The organism is Pseudomonas sp. B21-051 (genome assembly GCF_024748795.1).
GTDB lineage: Bacteria > Pseudomonadota > Gammaproteobacteria > Pseudomonadales > Pseudomonadaceae > Aquipseudomonas > Aquipseudomonas putida_A.
In genome coordinates this window covers 2,062,889-2,081,588 of the sequence record NZ_CP087166.1, presented here as the reverse complement: position 1 = coordinate 2,081,588, position 18,700 = coordinate 2,062,889, and the positions used below count along the sequence as shown (strand labels likewise).

The window sequence follows — 18,700 nt, the reverse complement described above, 5'->3', positions numbered from 1 at the left end:
CGTTTCATACCTTGAGAGGCCAGCCTGCATGTACCCGACCAGGCCAATGAAAGCGATGCGTTGATCGCTGCCACGGCCCTGGTGCATGGACTCACGGTGGTCACGCGCAATGTCGGTGATTTCCGGTCGAGCGGCGTCGCCCTGATCAACCCGTCGGAACAATGAATTAGCCGCCACCCCAAAACCGTCCATACTCAACAAGTCAATTGATCTGCATCAGGCTTTGCTGCATTCGCTACACCAATAATGCTTTTTCCCCAACGCGACCAAAGGTCGCACCCTTGAGTTAGAGCGACAGGCGTATCATTGCGCCACTGCAACACCCCTTTCTGACCGCGGTCGGCACGTATCGACCGAGGCATTTGTCCACTGCCGTGGGATGCAATGATGAGCAACCAGATTCCGGTACACGACGTCACACCACCGAGCAAAAACGCGAACAACAGCGTCGATCTTTACGCCTCTCGAGAAAAAATCTACACCCGTGCTTTCACCGGCCTGTTCCGCAATCTGCGGATGATTGGTGGCGCCGCGCTGTTCCTGTTGTATTTCGGTACGGTGTGGCTGAACTGGGGCGGGCATCAGGCGGTGTGGTGGAACCTGCCGGAACGCAAGTTCTTCATCTTTGGTGCGACCTTCTGGCCGCAGGATTTCATTCTGCTGTCCGGCCTGCTGATCATCGCGGCGTTCGGCCTGTTCTTCATCACCGTTTACGCCGGCCGCGTCTGGTGCGGCTACACCTGTCCGCAAAGCGTGTGGACGTGGATTTTCATGTGGTGCGAGAAAGTCACCGAAGGCGACCGCAACCAGCGTATCAAGCTCGATAAAGCGCCAATGAGCGGCAACAAGTTTCTGCGCAAGCTCGCCAAACATTCATTGTGGCTGCTGATCGGCTTCGTCACCGGCATGACCTTCGTCGGCTACTTCTCGCCAATCCGCGAACTGGTGTTCGAATTCTTCACCGGTCAGGCCGATGGCTGGTCGTATTTCTGGGTCGGTTTCTTCACCCTCGCCACCTATGGCAACGCCGGCTGGCTGCGCGAGCAGGTGTGCATCTACATGTGCCCCTACGCACGTTTCCAGAGCGTGATGTTCGACAAGGACACCCTGATTGTTTCCTACGACCCGCGTCGCGGCGAAAGCCGTGGCCCGCGCAAGAAAGGTGTCGATTACAAGGCCATGGGGCTGGGCGACTGCATCGATTGCACCATGTGCGTTCAGGTGTGCCCGACCGGTATCGATATCCGTGACGGTCTGCAGATCGAGTGCATCGGTTGTGCGGCGTGCATCGACGCCTGCGACGCGATCATGGACAAGATGGATTACCCGCGCGGCCTGATCAGCTACACCACCGAACACAACCTGTCCGGCCAGAAAACCCATAAACTGCGGCCACGCCTGATTGGCTACGCGGTGGTACTGCTGGCGATGATCAGTCTGCTGGTGACGGCGTTCTTCATGCGCTCGCTGGTCGGCTTCGACGTCAGCAAGGACCGCGTGTTGTACCGCGAGAACGCCGAAGGCCGGATCGAAAACGTCTACAGCCTGAAGATCATGAACAAAGATCAGCGCGACCACACCTACGTGCTGGAAGCCGCCGGTCTGCCGGATCTGCGCCTGCAAGGCAAACGCGAGATCAAGGTACCGGCCGGTGAAATCTTCAGCATGCCGGTGGAGTTGTCGAGCGCACCGGAACAATTGCCGTCGAGCACCAACGAGGTGAAATTCATCCTCAAGGACGCCGACGACGACAGCGTCCACGTTGAAGCCAAGAGCCGATTCATCGGCCCACAAACCCGTTGAGAGAACTGAACATGCCTGCAGCAAACGCCGCCAGTCCTTGGTACAAGCACCTTTGGCCATGGATCATCATCGGGATTCTGGCCTGTTCGGTGACCTTGACCCTGTCCATGGTGACCATTGCGGTGAACAACCCGGACAACCTGGTCAACGACAACTATTACGAGGCCGGCAAGGGCATCAACCGCTCACTGGATCGCGAGCTGCTGGCGCAGGATCTGAAGATGCGCGCCAACGTGCACCTGGATGACGTCACCGGCGAAGTCGACCTGCGCCTGAGCGGCAACAGCCAGCCGAAAACCCTGGAACTGAACCTGATCTCGCCGACCCAACCGGAGAAGGATCGCAAGATCATCCTGAGCCGCAGCGAAACCGAAGCCGGTCGTTACATCGGCCAGTTGGGCGACAAGGTCGAAGGTCGGCGTTTTGTCGAATTGCTGGGCACTCAGGACGACCACATGTGGCGCATGTTCGAAGAGGAACAGGTCAGCCACGACAAGGATCTGCTGCTTGGTGACGAGCCGCTGCAGGGCGCCGAAGACCTGAAGAAGTAAACCGAACCCTGTAGGAGCTGCCGCAGGCTGCGATCTTTTGACTTTGTTTTTTAGAAGCAAGATCAAAAGATCGCAGCCTGCGGCAGCTCCTACAGGGATGGTGTTGATTCAGCAGTATTAGCGAATATTCGATGACCACCCCACTCCCCTGCTACCACTGCGCCCTGCCCGTTCCGTCGGGCAGTCGCTTCACCGCCGTTGTGCTCGGGGAGTCCCGCGAGTTCTGCTGCCCAGGCTGTCAGGCCGTGGCCGAAGCCATCGTTGCTGGTGGTCTGGAAAGCTATTACCAGCATCGCAGCGAAGCCTCGGCCAACCCCGAAGCCTTGCCGGTGCAATTGACCGATGAACTGGCGCTGTATGACCGCGCCGACGTGCAACAACCCTTCGTCCGTCATGAGGGTGAACTCGCCGAAACCACCCTGCTGATGGAAGGCATCAGTTGCGCCGCCTGCGGCTGGCTGATCGAGAAACACCTGCGCACCCTGCCGGCAGTGGCCGAGGCGCGCCTCAACCTGTCCAACCACCGCCTGCACGTGCAATGGGCCGATGCGCAATTGCCGCTGAGCCAGATCCTCGCCGAACTACGGCACATTGGCTACGCCGCGCACCCGTATCAGGCCGACCGCGCCAGCGAACAACTGGCCAGCGAAAACCGTCTGGCCCTGCGCCAGCTAGGTGTCGCCGGGCTGCTGTGGTTCCAGGCGATGATGGCGACCATGGCGACCTGGCCGGAATTCAATATCGACCTCAGCCCCGAGCTGCATACGATTCTGCGCTGGGTCGCTCTGTTCCTCACCACACCGATCGTGTTCTACAGCTGCGCGCCGTTCTTCAAGGGCGCCATGCGCGATCTGCGCACCCGTCATCTGACCATGGACGTCTCGGTGTCTTTAGCCATTGGCAGCGCCTACATCGCCGGAATCTGGACCTCGATCACCGGCGTCGGCGAACTGTATTTCGATGCGGTCGGGATGTTCGCGCTGTTCCTCCTTGCCGGGCGCTATCTGGAACGCCGGGCCCGCGAACGCACCGCCGCCGCGACGGCACAACTGGTCAATCTGCTGCCGGCCTCGTGCCTGCGCCTCGACAACACAGGCCAAAGTGAACGGATTCTGCTCAGCGAATTGCGCCTCGGCGACCGGGTGCTGGTGCAACCGGGTTCGATTCTGCCGGCGGATGGCAAGATCCTTGACGGCCAGTCAAGCATCGATGAATCGCTGCTGACCGGTGAATACCTGCCACAACCGCGCACCCTTGGCGATGCGGTCACCGCCGGTACGCTGAATGTCGAAGGCGCACTCACCGTCGAGGTACTGGCACTGGGTCAGGACACGCGCTTGTCAGCCATCGTCCGCCTGCTCGATCGCGCCCAGGCCGAGAAGCCGCGACTGGCAGAAATCGCCGACCGCGCCGCGCAATGGTTCCTGCTGTTGTCGCTGATTGCGGCCGCAGCCATCGGCCTGTTGTGGTGGCAGCTGGATTCGTCGCGGGCGTTCTGGATCGTGCTGGCGATGCTGGTGGCGACCTGCCCTTGCGCGCTGTCGCTGGCAACCCCGACGGCGTTGACCGCCGCCACCGGCACCCTGCACAAACTCGGCCTGTTGCTGACGCGCGGCCATGTGCTGGAAGGCCTGAACCAGATCGACACGGTGATCTTCGACAAGACCGGCACCCTCACCGAAGGCCGCTTGGTACTGCGCTCGATTCGCCCACTGGGCACGCTGAACAGCGACCAGTGCCTGAGCCTTGCCGCCGCGCTGGAAAACCGTTCGGAACACCCGATTGCCCGCGCGTTCGGTCGTGCGCCACTGGCCGCTGACGAAGTGCACAGCACGCCGGGACTTGGCCTCGAAGGGCTGGTTGGCACACAGCGTTTGCGCATTGGTCAGGCAGAATTTGTCTGCGCCCTCAGCGGTTCACCGTTGCCGGCGATGCCGGATGAACCGGGTCAGTGGCTGCTGCTCGGTGATGACTCGGCAGCGCTGGCGTGGTTTGTTCTCGACGATCGCCTGCGCGACGATGCGCCCGCCCTGCTCGCCGCCTGCAAGGCCCGTGGCTGGCGCACGCTGCTGCTGTCGGGCGACAGCTCGCCGATGGTCGCCAGCGTCGCCGCCGAACTGGGCATCGACGAGGCCCGTGGCGGTCTGCGACCGGATGACAAACTGCAAGTGTTGCAACAACTGCACGCACAAGGGCGCAAAGTGCTGATGCTCGGCGATGGTGTGAACGACGTACCGGTGCTGGCCGCCGCCGACATCAGCGTGGCCATGGGATCAGCCACCGATCTGGCGAAAACCAGTGCCGACGCGGTACTGCTGTCCAACCGCCTCGACGCGCTGGTGCAAGCCTTTACCTTAGCGCGCAGAACCCGTCGGGTAATCATCGAGAACCTGCTGTGGGCGGCGCTGTACAATGGCCTCATGTTGCCGTTCGCCGCCCTCGGCTGGATCACCCCGGTGTGGGCTGCGGTCGGCATGTCGATCAGTTCGTTGACCGTGGTGCTCAACGCCCTGCGCCTGACTCGCCTGCCGAGCGCGCCGGTCGCCGGCACCCGCTCAGAAACCCGCCCGTTGCCGGCTTGAGCCGCGCGGGCCTGGAGTACCGATGCCAGCTCTTTACGTGATGATCCCGGCCGCCCTGCTGATCGTGGCCATCGCCGTGTACATCTTCTTCTGGGCGGTGGACAGTGGGCAGTACGACGACCTCGACGGCCCGGCCCACAGCATCCTGTTCGACGATCAGGACCCGAACCACACCGCCGCCGTGGACGAAGCCAAAGCCGACAAACCGCAGGACAAGGCGCCGCCCCATGCTTGAGCTGGCGCCGCTGCTGGTTTCCGCGCTGATCCTCGGCCTGCTCGGTGGCGGGCATTGCCTGGGCATGTGCGGCGGCCTGATGGGCGCGCTGACCCTGGCGATTCCCAAGGAGCAGCGCAGCCGACGCTTTCGTCTGCTGCTGGCGTACAACCTCGGACGGATCCTCAGTTACGCCACCGCAGGTTTGCTGATCGGCCTCGCTGGTTGGGCGGTGGCAAACAGTCCGGCGGCGATGGTCATGCGCATCCTCGCCGGACTGCTGCTGATCGCCATGGGCCTGTATCTGGCCGGCTGGTGGAGCGGCCTGACCCGCATCGAAAGCCTGGGTCGCGGGTTGTGGCGCTACATTCAGCCGGTGGCCAATCGGCTGCTGCCGGTATCGAGTTTGCCCCGCGCCCTGCTGCTCGGAGCACTGTGGGGCTGGCTGCCGTGCGGACTGGTTTACAGCACGCTGCTGTGGTCGGCAAGCCAGGGCAATGCGCTGGACAGTGCGCTGTTGATGCTGGCGTTCGGGCTGGGGACATGGCCGGTGCTGTTGGCGACGGGGCTGGCGGCCGAGCGGGTCACGGCGTTGCTGCGCAAACGCAGCGTGCGCATGGCTGGGGGTCTGCTGGTGATTGTGTTCGGGATCTGGACATTGCCGGGGCCGCATCAGCATTGGCTGATGGGCCATTAACAGCAAAAGATCGCAGCCTTCGGCAGCTCCTACAGGGGAACAGATTCCAAATGTAGGAGCTGCCGCAGGCTGCGATCTTTTGCTCTTATGCTCTTGATGCAAATCAACAGCCCCGTCGCCGCACCCCGATAGACTCGCCACACTGCCAGCCTATCCGGGGGAATGCCCGCATGCTCGACGCCATTCGTTGGGACACTGATCTGATCCGCCGCTACGACCTGGCGGGGCCGCGCTACACCTCGTACCCGACGGCCGTGCAATTCAACAGTCAGGTCGGCACCTTCGACCTGTTCCACGCCCTGCGCGACAGCCGCAAGGCGTTGCGCCCGTTGTCGCTGTACGTGCACGTGCCGTTCTGCGCGAACATTTGTTACTACTGCGCCTGCAACAAGGTCATCACCAAGGATCGCGGGCGAGCGCAGCCGTATCTGCAACGCCTGGAGCAGGAAATCCAGTTGATCGCCTGTCACCTGGAACCGGCGCAGAAAGTCGAGCAGTTGCACTTCGGCGGCGGCACCCCGACCTTTCTCAGCCATGACGAACTGCGGCAGTTGATGGCGCACCTGCGCAAACACTTCAATCTGCTGGATGACGATTCCGGCGACTACGGCATCGAGATCGACCCACGCGAGGCCGACTGGTCGACCATGGGCCTGTTGCGCGAACTCGGCTTCAATCGGGTCAGCATCGGCCTGCAAGACCTCGATCCGGCGGTACAACGGGCGGTCAATCGCCTGCAGAGCCTGGAAGAAACCCGCGCGGTGATCGATGCGGCGCGCACCCTGCAATTTCGCTCGATCAACATCGACCTGATCTACGGCCTGCCCAAACAGACACCGGAGAACTTTGCGCGCACCGTTGAGGAAGTCATCAGCCTGCAACCTGATCGTCTCTCGGTGTTCAACTATGCACACCTGCCGGAACGTTTCATGCCGCAACGGCGGATCAACAGCCACGAGCTGCCGAGCCCTGCGCAAAAACTCGAGATGCTCCAGCGCACCATCGAACAACTGACCGCCGCCGGCTATCGCTATATCGGCATGGATCACTTCGCCCTGCCCGACGATGAGCTGGCGATTGCCCAGGAAGAACAGACACTGCAGCGCAACTTTCAGGGCTACACCACCCACGGCCATTGCGACCTGATCGGTCTGGGAGTGTCGGCGATCAGCCAGATCGGCGATCTCTACTGTCAGAACAACAGCGATCTGAACCAGTACCAGAACACCCTCGCCGCCGCGCAACTGGCGACCAGCCGTGGCCTGGTGTGCAATGCCGATGATCGCCTGCGCCGCGCGGTGATCCAGCAGTTGATCTGCAATTTCAGCCTGGAATTCGCCGAGATCGAGCAAGCGTTCAACATCGATTTTCAGGGCTATTTCGGCGCGCTGTGGCCGCCACTGCAAGGCATGGCCAACGATGGGCTGATCAAGCTGGAACGCGAACGCATCGAAGTGTTGCCGGCCGGACGCCTGCTGGTGCGCTCGGTGTGCATGGTGTTCGATGCGTATCTGGAGCAGCAGAACCGCCAGCGCTTCTCGCGGGTGATTTGAAACGCCCTGCCTATGAACCCGATGTATCGCGAACGCCCCGTGTCTTTGTTTGCCCTGCGGCCTTATGCCCGCGGGGCAATCTCGCCATAGGCTGGCCTGAATGTCCCCCCGTGGGTTACCCTTACGTCTTATGTGTGTTTTCCCACAAGGATTTAAGAAATGTCCGAGCCAGTCAAACTGCGCGCTCACAACCAGGCCCATTGCAAGGATTGCAGCCTGGCTCCTCTCTGCCTGCCACTTTCTCTGAATCTGGAAGACATGGATGCGCTGGACGAAATCGTTAAACGTGGCCGCCCGTTGAAAAAGGGTGAGTTCCTGTTCCGCCAGGGCGACACCTTCGATTCCGTCTATGCAGTACGCTCCGGCGCCCTGAAGACCTTCAGCCTGAGCGACAGCGGCGAAGAACAACTGACCGGTTTCCACCTGCCGAGCGAGCTGGTCGGCCTGTCCGGCATGGACACCGAGAAACATCCGGTGTCGGCCCAGGCCCTGGAAACCACCTCGGTCTGCGAAATCCCGTTCGAACGCCTTGATGAACTGGCCCTGCAACTGCCGCAGCTGCGCCGTCAGTTGATGCGGGTGATGAGCCGCGAGATCCGTGACGACCAGCAGATGATGCTGCTGTTGTCGAAAAAAACCGCCGACGAGCGTATCGCCACGTTTCTGGTCAACCTGTCGGCCCGCTTCCGCGCTCGCGGGTTCTCGGCCAACCAGTTCCGCCTGAGCATGTCGCGCAATGAAATCGGCAATTATCTGGGCCTGGCGGTGGAAACCGTGTCACGGGTATTCACCCGCTTCCAGCAGAACGAACTGATTGCCGCCGAGGGCAAAGAGATCCACATCCTCGACCCGATCCAGCTGTGCGCCCTGGCCGGCGGCTCGCTCGAAGGCTGATCTCGATCCGCGGTTGAGCGAAGCGTTTCAGCCGCGGGTATACTGCGCCGTTTGCAGCCCTGCCAGGACACCTCGACGATGGTCTTCGACTCCTTCGACATCAAATCCCTGATCCGCCCCGTGATCGACTTCCCGAAACCGGGCGTGATCTTTCGCGACATCACCCCGCTGTTCCAGTCGCCCAAGGCCCTGCGCCTGGTGATGGACAGCTTCGCCCACCGTTATGTGGAAGCCGACTTCACCCACATCGGCGCGATGGATGCGCGCGGCTTCCTGATCGGTTCGGTGCTGGCCTACCAGCTGAACAAGCCGCTGGTGCTGTTCCGCAAGCAGGGCAAGCTGCCGGCGGACGTGCTGGCCGAAGGTTACGCGACCGAGTACGGCGAAGCGTTCCTCGAAGTCCATGCCGACAGCCTGTGCGAAGGCGACTCGGTGGTGATGTTCGATGACCTGATCGCCACCGGCGGCACGCTGATCGCCGCGGCCAACCTGATCCGCCGCATGGGCGCGCGGGTGCATGAGGCGGCGGCGATCATTGATCTGCCGGAGCTGGGGGGTTCGCAGCGTCTTGAGGACATGGGTATTCCTACTTTCTGTCTGACGCAGTTTGCGCTGACGGATAAATAGTAAAGATCAAAAGATCGCAGCCTTCGGCAGCTCCTACAGTGGGATGTGCGTTTCCCTGTAGGAGCTGCCGAAGGCTGCGATCTTTTGCTTTTAAAGCCCCATCTGCTTGCTGATGATCTCGTTCATCACCTCCCGCGTCCCGCCGCCGATCGACAGAATGCGGTTATCCCGATACAGCCGCTCCACCAGGCTTTCGCGCATGTAACCCAGGCCGCCAAGAATCTGCACCGCTTCACTGGTGAGCCGGTCCGAGGTGTCCGTGGCGAAGTTCTTGGCCATGGAAATCTCTTTGATCACGCTCTGCCCCGCCGCCATTTTCGCCGCCTGGCGGTAGGTGAACTCGCGCGATACTTCCAGTGCCGTGGCCATTTCGGCTAGCCGATGCTTGATCACCTGGAACTTGCCGATCGGTTTGCCGAACGCCTCACGCTCGCGCGCCCACTTAAGCGCCTCTTCCAATGCCAGCTGAGAAGTCATGTTGGCCATCAGCGCCAGCGCCAGCCGTTCACTCTGGAAATTGCCCATGATGCAGGCAAAGCCCATGTTCTCGGCGCCGATCAGATTGCCCACAGGCACTCTGCAATCGTCGAAGAACAGCTCAGCGGTGTCCGAGGCCCACCAGCCCATTTTCTTCAGCTGACGGCCTACGGTGAAGCCTGGGGAGCCCTTCTCGATCAACAGCAGGCTGATGCCGCCGAAACCCGGCGCTCCGGTGCGCACTGCGACGGTGTAGAAATCGGCACGCACGCCGCTGGTGATGAAGGTTTTGCTGCCACTGACCCGGTAGAACTCGCCGTCACGCACGGCACGGGTCTGTAGATTGGCGACGTCGGAACCACCGCCGGGTTCGGTAATCGCCAACGCGCTGATCTTTTCGCCGCTGAGCACTTGCGGCACGACGCGATCGCGCACCTCGGGCCGGGCCCATTTGATGATCGGTGGCAGGCCGATATCCAGCGATCCTAGGCCCGCGACCAGGCCACCAGAGCCGCAGCGCATCAGTTCTTCGCTGGCGGCGACTTTGGCGAACACATCACCTTCGTGGCTACCGCCCAGCGCTTCCGGGTAGCCAATGCCGAGAATCCCCGCTGCCCCGGCCTTCAGGTACAGCTCACGGGGAAAGCCTTCGGCTTCTTCCCACGCATCGATGTCCGGCAAGATCTCGCGCTCGACGAAACGTCTGACGCTGTCGCGGACCATTTGGTGGCTGGGGTCGAAGTATTCCTGAAAGGCAGGCATCGGCGAACTCCACTGGAGGGTTGGCCGACGTTAACCGAGCGCTTGCTTGGTTTTCAATACAATTGTGTGAATCAGGTAGACCGAGGCGCGCCATTCGCGAGCAGGCTCGCTCCCACAGGGGATTTGTGAATGGCACAAAGCCAATGTGGGAGCGAGCCTGCTCGCGAAGGCGCCAGTCAAGGCACCGCTGAACTCAGAGAGAGATGGGTTTACGCCCGGCAAACGAATGCGCCAGCGTCCCGCCATCCACCAGCTCCAGTTCCCCACCCAGCGGCACACCGTGGGCAATGCGCGAGGCGATCAGGCCTTTGTTGGCCAGAAGTTGGGCGATGTAATGCGCAGTCGCTTCACCTTCCACCGTGGGGTTGGTGGCGAGGATGACTTCGGTAAAGGTGCCCGCTTCTTCAATGCGCGCCATCAACTGCGGAATACCGATGGCTTCCGGCCCCAGACCGTCGAGCGGCGACAGGTGGCCCTTGAGCACGAAGTAGCGACCACGGAAACCGGTCTGCTCCACCGCATACACGTCCATCGGCCCTTCCACCACGCACAGCAGCGTGTCGTCGCGGCGCGTGTCGGCGCATTGCGGGCACAGATCGTCTTCGGTCAGCGTGCGGCACTGGCGGCAGTGACCCACCCCTTCCATGGCCTGGCTCAGGGCCTGAGCCAGTCGCGTGCCACCGCTGCGGTCACGTTCGAGCAACTGCAACGCCATGCGCTGGGCGGTTTTCTGACCCACGCCCGGCAAAGTGCGCAGGGCGTCGATCAGTTGGCGAATCAAAGGGCTGAAGCTCATGGGTAAAAAGTCCGACAAAACAACGAGACGCGGTTTATACCCGCGCCTCTGGCCAGCGTCAAATGCTCAGTCCTGGGCGACCTTCACCACCAGTTTGCCGAAGTTGCGCCCCTCCAGCAGACCGATAAATGCCTCGGGCGCCTGCTCCAGGCCTTCCACGACGTCTTCACGGAATTTCACCTTGCCATCGCGCACCCACGGCACCATGTGGCTGATGAATTCCGGCTGGCGGTCGCCGTAGTCGTCAAACACGATAAAGCCCTGAATCCGCACGCGCTTGGTCAACAACGTACGCTGCAGCATCGGCAGACGATCCGGGCCTTGCGGCGCTTCCGTGGCGTTGTAGCCGGCGATCAGTCCACACAGCGGAATCCGCGCCTTGGGATTGAGCAGCGGCACCACGGCATCGAACACATGTCCGCCAACGTTTTCGTAATAGATGTCGATGCCGTTCGGGCAGGCCTTGGCCAATTGCTCGGCAAAGTCCGGCGACTTGTGATCGATGCAGGCATCGAAACCCAGTTCCTCGACCACGTATGTGCATTTGTCGGCGCCACCGGCCACACCCACGGCACGCAGGCCCTTGATCTTCGCTACCTGACCGACCACCGAACCGACGGCACCGGACGCCGCAGCGACCACCAGGGTTTCGCCTTCTTTCGGTTGACCGATGTCGATCAGCCCCATGTACGCGGTCATCCCCGGCATGCCCAACACGCCGAGCGCCATCGACGGGCTCGGCAGGCCGGACGGGATCGGCATGATGTTACGACCGTCGCTGATGCTGTGGCTCTGCCAGCCGGTGAGGCCGACCACCAGATCGCCCTGGTGGAATTTTGGATGACGGGAATTCTCGACACGGCTGACAGCGCCACCGGTCATCACTTCGCCGATTTGTACCGGCGCGGCGTAGGACGGTGCGTCGCTCATGCGCCCGCGCATGTACGGGTCGAGCGACAGGTACAAGGTTTTCAGCAACACCTGGCCGTCTTCGAGATCAGGCAACGCTTCGCGCTCCAGACGGAAGTTTTCCGGAGTCGGCGCGCCCACCGGACGTGAAGCGAGGACGAAGCGTTGATTGAGGGTCAGAGGGTCGGACATGTCAGCGTCTCCTGTGAATGATGAATTCGGGGGTATAGGGAGCAGACCTTGAGCGCGGTGCCGGGTTCGATGTATCTCACTGCTCGAAATCATGTAGGAGCTGCGGCACGCTGCGATCTTTTGATCTTGCTTTTAAAGATCAAGATCAAAAGATCGCAGCCTCGTTTCACTCGACAGCTCCTACAGGTGGTTGTGCCTGAGGAACGGAAACAAAAATGCCAGGCGTGATGCCTGGCATTTTGTGTAGCTCATTCAACCCGCAAAGGCGAATCAGAATGGCAGTTTCATACCCGCTGGCAGGTTCATGCCGGCGGTCATGCTGCCCATTTTTTCCTGGCTGTTGGCTTCGATCTTGCGCACGGCGTCGTTGACGGCGGCAGCGACCACGGCTTCGAGCATTTCCTTGTCGTCTTCGCTCAGGCCTTCAACCAGGCTTGGGTCGATGCTGACGCTTTTCACGTCGTGACGACCGGTCATCACCACGGTGACCATATCGCCACCGGCCTTGCCGGTGACTTCGGCGTTGGCCAGTTCTTCCTGCATCTTGGCCATTTTTTCCTGCATCTGCTGCGCCTGCTTCATCAGGCCGGCCATGCCACCTTTCATCATGGGAATCACCTCAAAAGTACTTGGATCAAAACAGCGCCCGGCACTTAACGCCGAACGCCCTCAGTTATTAGCCTTGGGCGACCAAGGCGTCGACAGGTTCAATAGTATCGTGTCGCACGACCGCACCGAACTGCTGGACCATCTGCTGGATGAACGGATCACCGTGGATCGATTCCTCCGCCTCGCGCTGACGGTTGGCCCGGCGACGGGACGCGGCCTGCGCCGGGGTTTCCTGTTCGGGCTTGATCAGCTCGATGGTCAGGGTCAGCGTGCGACCGTGGAACTGGTTCAACGCATCGTTCAGGCGCCGCTGCTGTGTGGCGTTGAACAGTGCGCTGTGCGCCGGGTCCAGGTGCATCAGCCAATGGTCGCCATCGACCGCGATCAGCGTGCAGTTGGCGGCGATGCTGCCGGTCATGCCGGAGATCGGCAGTTGCGGGAACAGCTCCAGCCATTGCAACGCCAGACCGGTGGCCGGCGCGGCGGCAGGCTCCGGCTCGGGTTCCGGGGCCGGCTCGGCGGTGTGTTCGCTGGCCAGATCGTCGAGGTAGCTGTAGGCCGAATCCATGTCCGGCTCAATGTAGTCTTCGTCCAGCGGCGGCTCATCGTCGAGATCCATGCCCGGTGTGGCGGCATCGACGTCGGCGACCGACGGCTCGGGAATCGGCGCAGCGGCCCACTCCGGCGCATCCGGCACCACGCTGTCCGGCGTCGGCAGCGGCATCGGCGGCAACTCGGGCTGCTCGCTGGCGGTTTCCAGCACCGGCTCGACGGCTGGTTGCTGCACCGGCTCGGGTTCTGGCTCGGGCTCGACCGGATCGTTCCACGGCAGGTCGACTACCGCTTCGGCGACGACTGGCTCAGGTTCTGGTTCTGGTTCTGGTTCTGGCGCAGGTGCCGGTGCAGCAGCAACCACCGGCGCTGGCTCTGGAGCCGGCGCTGGCGCTAGCGCTGGAGCAACAACCGGTGCAGGTGCAACAGCCGCAGCGACTACCGGCGCAGGCTTGGGCGCGGCAGCCACTGAGTTTGCGGAATCAACTGTGGCCTGGCTGATCCCCACTGGCTTTAGCGGTTGCCTCGGGGCGTCCGCCGTGTCCGCGGGCCGGAAGGCCAGCATCCGCAGCAAGACCATCTCGAAACCACCACGCGGGTCCGGCGCCAGCGGCAAGTCGCGGCGACCGATCAGGCCCATCTGGTAATAGAACTGCACGTCTTCGGCCGGTAGCGCCTGCGCCAGCGCCAACACCCGATCACGGTCGCCATGGCCATTGTCGACACCTTCAGGCAACGCCTGGGCGATGGCGACACGGTGCAGCACGTTGAGAATTTCCGAGAGCACGCCATTCCAGTCCGGCCCCTGCTCGGCCAGGTGACGCACGGCTTCAAGCAACGCCTTGGCATCGCCTTCGATCAACGCGTGCAGCACGTCGAAGACCTGGCCGTGATCCAGCGTGCCGAGCATCGCCCGCACATCGGCGGCCAACACCTTGCCTTCACCGAAGGCGATGGCCTGATCGGTCAGGCTCATGGCGTCACGCATCGAGCCGTCCGCAGCGCGGCCCAACAGCCACAGCGCGTCGTCTTCGAACGGCACGTTTTCGGCACCGAGGACGTGGGTCAAATGCTCGACTACGCGCTCGGGCGTCATGTTCTTCAGCGAGAACTGCAGGCAGCGCGACAAAATCGTTGCCGGAAGTTTCTGCGGGTCGGTGGTCGCCAGGATGAACTTGACGTACGGCGGCGGCTCTTCGAGGGTTTTCAGCAGCGCATTGAAGGAATGGCTGGAGAGCATGTGCACTTCGTCGATCAGGTAGACCTTGAAGCGCCCGCGGCTCGGCGCGTACTGCACGTTGTCCAGCAGCTCGCGAGTGTCCTCGACCTTGGTCCGGCTCGCGGCGTCGATCTCGATCAGGTCGACGAAGCGGCCCTCGTCGATCTCGCGGCATACCGAACACTCGCCGCAGGGGCTGGAAGTGATACCTGTCTCACAGTTCAGGCATTTGGCAATGATCCGCGCAATGGTGGTCTTACCGACCCCGCGCGTACCGGTAAACAGGTACGCATGGTGCAGCCGCTGGCTGTCCAAGGCATTGATCAGAGCCTTGAGCACATGGGTCTGGCCGACCATTTCGCGGAACGAGCGCGGACGCCATTTACGTGCAAGAACCTGATAACTCATCGAAAACCGTCGCAACGAAGGAAGCTGAAGCGGCTAATGCTAGCGGAGCAAGGGCAAAATTGCATCCGGTGTACTCGTCTAATCTGGCCAAGCGACTGTTGGCGGGGAAATATCGGCGCGGAATCGGGACCCAGACAACCCATAACGTCAGGCAATCAGTAACCGTGCGACTCGCGGAATTTCTGGTAGTCGTGAAATTCGATCCATTCGACCACATCGTACGGCAGGTAAAGCTGCTGCCGGGCGCGGGAGATGGCGATGTACACGGCGCAGATCCGCTGATCGAACGCGTAGGCGTCCTTGAACTGCACGTTGGTCAGCAGCTCGGGGGTCAGCAGAACGCGATCGAACTCCATGCCGCCCGCCTCGTGCGCCTGCATCAGCAGGCAGCTTTTGCCGGGGCCGCCGATCATCCGGTTGAGCCGGGTCAGGTCAGCGACCTTGAAGCCTTTCTCCAGCTCGGCCTCGACCCAGAGAAACGCCTCGTCGAAATGGTTGGCATCGCGCACCTGCTGCCACTTGGGCAAATCGCTGAAATAGCGATGCGGCCCCTTCTCGCTGTGCGTGGAACTGTAGTAATCGACCTTGAACAACTCGATGGCGCTGGTCATGAAGTGTTCGAGATCGCGCTGGGCTTTCATGTCGGCAAAGCTGAACAGGCAATTGGCATCGTGCAACTGCATGGCCCACTTCATGGTGTCCCACGGTGACGCCGTCAGCACCACGCAACCTTCGGGCGGGACAAAGCCCTGCGGATAAAACTCGATGCCGACGTCCGCTTCACGCGCGCCTTCAAAGGGCACCTTGGTCTTTTCCGAGTGCCGGGAAATCAGCGGATTGACCAGACGCTCGACGTTGCGCCCCGAGCGTACCGAGTAGGTGATATCGCTCTGGCGCACTTCACGCTTTCTTTTCACCAGGTCGCGATCGGCATGCTGGTACTCATCGCCCAGCGTGATCAGCACCTGCCGGCCGCGCTCGATTATCTGCAGCAGCGAAGCGGGAATGTCCTGACTCTCGTCGATCAGCACGTGGCTATAACGCGGCGGCACCACGCAGCCCGCGAGGCTTGCCCGTTTGATCAGCAACAAGGCTTCGAAGCCACTCTGCCGGCCCCACGCCGGGTTGGCTTCAAGGTAAGTCCAGACGCGGCTCGAATATTCCAGCAGCACTTTGGACTCAAGACCGGACAAGGACAGCTTGAAATACGGCAGATGATGCGCCGACAGGCTGTAGTCCCGGGATTGGCAATAGCGCTCGAGGGTTTCCAGGCAGACGTTGAGGGTTCGTTGCGCGTCATGCTCGCGAAAGCCGAGGATGTTCAACTCCTGCGCCAAACGCTGTTTGCTCGCGACTCGGCCGGCGGCGCTTGCCGGCTGTGGCTTGCGCCCATAAATCAGCCCGCGCGCGAACGCCTCAAAGGTGATGCCGGGCTTGCGTTCACTGGCAACGCCCATGCGCTGGCACAGGGTCGCGAGTTTTTCCGGGGTGCGTGCCAGCAACAGGGTTTTCTCTGGGCGCAGGCACTCGGTCAAGGCGCCGACCAGGTGGCTCTTGCCGATCCCGGCATAGCCTTGCACGTGCAGGTCTTCATCGAGGTTGGCGCGGAAGGTTCTGACCAGTTTGTCCTGCGCGGCGCTGAGCCAGCGCTCGCGGTGTGCCGGGCTGATCATCTGCTGGCTGAACGGATTGTTGATCGCGTGGTGGCGCGTCTTGAACTCGTCATCCCACTTGCCACTGGGCAGGAGGTAATCCTGCGCCGCCACCTCTTCGGCCAACAGCAATCGCAGGTTCAAGCCCCTGATGGCGTTCAGGCCGAAATACAATTGACGCGGGTCGAACAGCCGTTGCGCCTCGGACAGCAGCCCTGCCCCGCCATCGACCGCCCAGGCGATCAGCCGCGCCAGCACCTTCTCCGCCGCTGTGGCGGTGAGATCCTTTTCGGCGGCCTGGGCCAGATTCTGGATGACCAGCACGGCGGCCAGCTGCGCATCCGTCAGCTCGCCGAGGATTTTCGCGCCCTCGGGCTGCAGCAGACTGGCGCAGGTCTCGTCCGTCACAGGCAAGTACACGGCGGTGGATAAATCGTGATGTTCCGGGTGCATACAACCTCGTAGCCAGGGCGCGAACTTGTCAACGACGCGCGCAGCAAGACGGTGGAGTATGCCACTGTTAAACCTTGGTGGCTGAACAGGCATCGGTGGGGCAGCCTTCGCGAGCAGGCTTGCTCCCACAGGGGCTGGCGTGAAAGCCCAAATCGCAGGCATAAAAAAACCGCAGTGGGCGAAACCCATGCAGTTCTGTTGTAGCGTTGGTTGTTCGTTAAGGTGGTAACCCCACCAGCCACACCCCGGCACACAATGTTCCCGCTGTGGCTGCTGCCTTCCGGCTCTGACCAGGTTCACGGGTAATCGTTGCGGGGGGACCGATGGGGTCACCATAACGACACTCACCTGTCGGCGAGCCGCGCCATTGTACCTATCTGAAGCGAAGTTACAACCGTTGGTTTCAGATTAAAAATATGAACGGGTTCAAGGACATGCGCTGAGCCTGAAAAGATCGCAGCCTGCGGCAGCTGCTACAGGGTCAGCACCTCGTCCGCCTTGCCGCCCGCCTGCTGGATCACCAGATGGATGAAGTGCAACTTGGCAATCGCCGCCGCCGGCAGCACGAACGGGTAGAAATCCGGCTGCCCCATGCTGCGTGACAGCTCGTTGAGCATCCCCGCCAGTTCGATCCACGCATTGACGAACGACAGAAACGCCGCGCCGCCGGGGTGCTCCGGATCGTACAGAGTGCTGGATGGAAACGGCTGGTAATCGAAATCCATTTCCCGCGCACTCATGCCAAAACCCAGCGCGGTATCCACTGCATCCATCATGTGCAGGTAATGCGCCCAGGTTTCCGCCCAGTCTTCCCACGGGTGCATGGTCGCGTAGGCGCTGACGTAATGTTGCGGCCAGTCCAGCGGTGCCCCCTGTTGATAGTGACGGTCGAGCGCTTCGGCGTAACTGGCGCGCTCGTCGCCGAACAGCTTGCGAAAAGCTTCGAGCCACGGGCCGTTGGCGATCAAACGATCCCAATAATAATGCCCGACCTCATGCCGGAAATGCCCGAGCAGCGTGCGATAGGGTTCATGCATTGCCGCCCGCACCTGCTCGCGATGGGCGTCGTCGGCTTCTTTGATGTCGAGGGTGATCAGGCCATTGGCGTGGCCGGTCATTGGCGCGTTGCCTTCGAGGTCGACGCCGATGAAGTCGAAGGCCAGACCGGTGGTCTCATCCACGGTTTTCGGGATGACCGGCAAGCCGAGGGTGATCAGTTGCGCCACCAGTCGACGCTTGGCGATTTCGACTTTGCGCCAGCGTTCAGGGTTTTCCGGTACCGACAGGTCGGGGATGGTGTGGTTGAGGCTGCAGGCGATGCACAGGCTGTCGTGGCCGTTATCCGGCAGTAGCCAGTTGCACGCGGCGGGAGTGTCGAGGTTGGCGCAGCGGCGGAACAGTCCGGCATCAGGATCGACATCGAGTGTCCAACTGCCGTCCTGCGGGCCAGGCTGCAGCGAGGTCAGGCGACTTTCTTCAGGCTGATAGCCCAACATGGCGTTGCAAGCCAGGCACTGACTGTTGCGAAAGAACAGCGACTGGCCGCAGCGGCACGGCCAGATTTTGCTGTTGCGTGAAGATTCGCCCATGAACGGCGCGACAATGCGAGAACTGAGCTGCTCGAAAAAGCGGTACATGGCGATCTCTCCCTGGGGCTTGCCAAGACTAGATCATCCTGAAGACCACAATGTTCCCGAATACACACTGCCGATGTGGCGAGGGAGCTTGCTCCCGCCGGGTTGCGAAGCAG

At 61.7% G+C, this 18,700-nt stretch carries 15 protein-coding genes, 1 other RNA gene and 1 pseudogene; 9 read left to right on the top strand and 8 right to left on the bottom strand.

Annotation, left to right across the window (positions count from 1 at the left end):
* Positions 1 to 18: 18 nt before the first annotated feature.
* From LOY52_RS09500 to LOY52_RS09460, 9 genes and pseudogenes are all read left to right on the top strand, one after another.
* A pseudogene (locus LOY52_RS09500) lies at positions 19 to 165 on the top strand (VapC toxin family PIN domain ribonuclease); the annotation flags it as partial.
* A 222-nt stretch (positions 166 to 387) separates the two neighbouring features.
* Positions 388 to 1,803, top strand: a complete 1,416-nt coding sequence (ccoG, locus tag LOY52_RS09495; protein ID WP_027613255.1) for a cytochrome c oxidase accessory protein CcoG — start codon at positions 388 to 390, stop codon at positions 1,801 to 1,803.
* An 11-nt stretch (positions 1,804 to 1,814) separates the two neighbouring features.
* Positions 1,815 to 2,354, top strand: a complete 540-nt coding sequence (locus tag LOY52_RS09490) for a FixH family protein (RefSeq protein WP_258679203.1) — start codon at positions 1,815 to 1,817, stop codon at positions 2,352 to 2,354.
* 131 nt (positions 2,355 to 2,485) lie between these two features.
* Positions 2,486 to 4,936 carry a heavy metal translocating P-type ATPase gene (locus LOY52_RS09485; protein WP_258679202.1) on the top strand — a complete coding sequence of 817 codons (2,451 nt, stop codon included), beginning with the start codon at positions 2,486 to 2,488 and terminating at the stop codon, positions 4,934 to 4,936.
* Positions 4,937 to 4,958: 22 nt separating this feature from the next.
* Positions 4,959 to 5,171, top strand: coding sequence for a cbb3-type cytochrome oxidase assembly protein CcoS (gene ccoS / locus LOY52_RS09480; RefSeq protein ID WP_007965536.1), 213 nt, complete (start codon positions 4,959 to 4,961; stop codon positions 5,169 to 5,171).
* Positions 5,164 to 5,847: a sulfite exporter TauE/SafE family protein gene (locus LOY52_RS09475; RefSeq protein WP_123587760.1), complete on the top strand. Its 684-nt coding sequence runs from the start codon at positions 5,164 to 5,166 to the stop codon at positions 5,845 to 5,847. Before ccoS ends, LOY52_RS09475 begins: the two co-directional genes overlap by 8 nt.
* Positions 5,848 to 6,017: 170 nt before the next feature.
* Complete coding sequence (hemN, locus tag LOY52_RS09470; RefSeq protein ID WP_258679201.1) at positions 6,018 to 7,400, top strand: oxygen-independent coproporphyrinogen III oxidase; 1,383 nt, start codon at positions 6,018 to 6,020, stop codon at positions 7,398 to 7,400.
* Positions 7,401 to 7,559: 159 nt separating this feature from the next.
* Positions 7,560 to 8,294 (top strand): fumarate/nitrate reduction transcriptional regulator Fnr, encoded by a 735-nt coding sequence (gene fnr / locus LOY52_RS09465; protein ID WP_003223347.1) that lies wholly within the window; start codon positions 7,560 to 7,562, stop codon positions 8,292 to 8,294.
* A gap of 78 nt (positions 8,295 to 8,372) precedes the next feature.
* The gene (locus LOY52_RS09460) at positions 8,373 to 8,921 is read left to right on the top strand and encodes an adenine phosphoribosyltransferase (protein ID WP_003223345.1); all 549 of its coding nucleotides are present in this window, start codon (positions 8,373 to 8,375) and stop codon (positions 8,919 to 8,921) included.
* A 90-nt stretch (positions 8,922 to 9,011) separates the two neighbouring features.
* On the opposite strand, the gene LOY52_RS09455 is transcribed toward LOY52_RS09460, so the two are convergent.
* From LOY52_RS09455 to LOY52_RS09420, 8 genes are all read right to left on the bottom strand, one after another.
* Positions 9,012 to 10,160, bottom strand: coding sequence for an acyl-CoA dehydrogenase family protein (locus LOY52_RS09455; RefSeq protein ID WP_258679199.1), 1,149 nt, complete (start codon positions 10,158 to 10,160; stop codon positions 9,012 to 9,014).
* A 193-nt stretch (positions 10,161 to 10,353) separates the two neighbouring features.
* Positions 10,354 to 10,956, bottom strand: coding sequence for a recombination mediator RecR (gene recR / locus LOY52_RS09450; protein ID WP_007965550.1), 603 nt, complete (start codon positions 10,954 to 10,956; stop codon positions 10,354 to 10,356).
* Between the two features lie 66 nt (positions 10,957 to 11,022).
* Positions 11,023 to 12,057 carry an NADP-dependent oxidoreductase gene (locus LOY52_RS09445; RefSeq protein ID WP_258679197.1) on the bottom strand — a complete coding sequence of 345 codons (1,035 nt, stop codon included), beginning with the start codon at positions 12,055 to 12,057 and terminating at the stop codon, positions 11,023 to 11,025.
* 270 nt (positions 12,058 to 12,327) lie between these two features.
* Positions 12,328 to 12,666: a YbaB/EbfC family nucleoid-associated protein gene (locus LOY52_RS09440; RefSeq protein WP_003223337.1), complete on the bottom strand. Its 339-nt coding sequence runs from the start codon at positions 12,664 to 12,666 to the stop codon at positions 12,328 to 12,330.
* 67 nt (positions 12,667 to 12,733) lie between these two features.
* A complete protein-coding gene (dnaX, locus tag LOY52_RS09435) occupies positions 12,734 to 14,845 on the bottom strand; it encodes a DNA polymerase III subunit gamma/tau (RefSeq protein ID WP_258679195.1) in 2,112 nt (703 codons plus the stop codon).
* Positions 14,846 to 15,000: 155 nt separating this feature from the next.
* The gene (locus LOY52_RS09430; protein WP_258679194.1) at positions 15,001 to 16,950 is read right to left on the bottom strand and encodes a hypothetical protein; all 1,950 of its coding nucleotides are present in this window, start codon (positions 16,948 to 16,950) and stop codon (positions 15,001 to 15,003) included.
* A 229-nt stretch (positions 16,951 to 17,179) separates the two neighbouring features.
* An RNA gene (gene ffs / locus LOY52_RS09425) (signal recognition particle sRNA small type) lies at positions 17,180 to 17,276 on the bottom strand.
* Positions 17,277 to 17,423: 147 nt separating this feature from the next.
* Complete coding sequence (locus LOY52_RS09420) at positions 17,424 to 18,587, bottom strand: putative zinc-binding metallopeptidase (RefSeq protein ID WP_258679190.1); 1,164 nt, start codon at positions 18,585 to 18,587, stop codon at positions 17,424 to 17,426.
* Positions 18,588 to 18,700: the final 113 nt, after the last annotated feature.

Excerpts from the sequence above, each read along its gene's own strand:
- ccoG (WP_027613255.1), top strand. The coding sequence starts at position 388 with ATGAGCAACCAGATTCCGGTACACGACGTCACACCACCGAGCAAAAAC.
- LOY52_RS09490 (WP_258679203.1), top strand. The coding sequence starts at position 1,815 with ATGCCTGCAGCAAACGCCGCCAGTCCTTGGTACAAGCACCTTTGGCCA.
- LOY52_RS09485 (WP_258679202.1), top strand. The coding sequence starts at position 2,486 with ATGACCACCCCACTCCCCTGCTACCACTGCGCCCTGCCCGTTCCGTCG.
- ccoS (WP_007965536.1), top strand. The coding sequence starts at position 4,959 with ATGCCAGCTCTTTACGTGATGATCCCGGCCGCCCTGCTGATCGTGGCC.
- LOY52_RS09475 (WP_123587760.1), top strand. The coding sequence starts at position 5,164 with ATGCTTGAGCTGGCGCCGCTGCTGGTTTCCGCGCTGATCCTCGGCCTG.
- hemN (WP_258679201.1), top strand. The coding sequence starts at position 6,018 with ATGCTCGACGCCATTCGTTGGGACACTGATCTGATCCGCCGCTACGAC.
- fnr (WP_003223347.1), top strand. The coding sequence starts at position 7,560 with ATGTCCGAGCCAGTCAAACTGCGCGCTCACAACCAGGCCCATTGCAAG.
- LOY52_RS09460 (WP_003223345.1), top strand. The coding sequence starts at position 8,373 with ATGGTCTTCGACTCCTTCGACATCAAATCCCTGATCCGCCCCGTGATC.
- LOY52_RS09455 (WP_258679199.1), bottom strand. The coding sequence starts at position 10,160 with ATGCCTGCCTTTCAGGAATACTTCGACCCCAGCCACCAAATGGTCCGC.
- recR (WP_007965550.1), bottom strand. The coding sequence starts at position 10,956 with ATGAGCTTCAGCCCTTTGATTCGCCAACTGATCGACGCCCTGCGCACT.
- LOY52_RS09445 (WP_258679197.1), bottom strand. The coding sequence starts at position 12,057 with ATGTCCGACCCTCTGACCCTCAATCAACGCTTCGTCCTCGCTTCACGT.
- LOY52_RS09440 (WP_003223337.1), bottom strand. The coding sequence starts at position 12,666 with ATGATGAAAGGTGGCATGGCCGGCCTGATGAAGCAGGCGCAGCAGATG.
- dnaX (WP_258679195.1), bottom strand. The coding sequence starts at position 14,845 with ATGAGTTATCAGGTTCTTGCACGTAAATGGCGTCCGCGCTCGTTCCGC.
- LOY52_RS09430 (WP_258679194.1), bottom strand. The coding sequence starts at position 16,950 with ATGCACCCGGAACATCACGATTTATCCACCGCCGTGTACTTGCCTGTG.
- LOY52_RS09420 (WP_258679190.1), bottom strand. The coding sequence starts at position 18,587 with ATGTACCGCTTTTTCGAGCAGCTCAGTTCTCGCATTGTCGCGCCGTTC.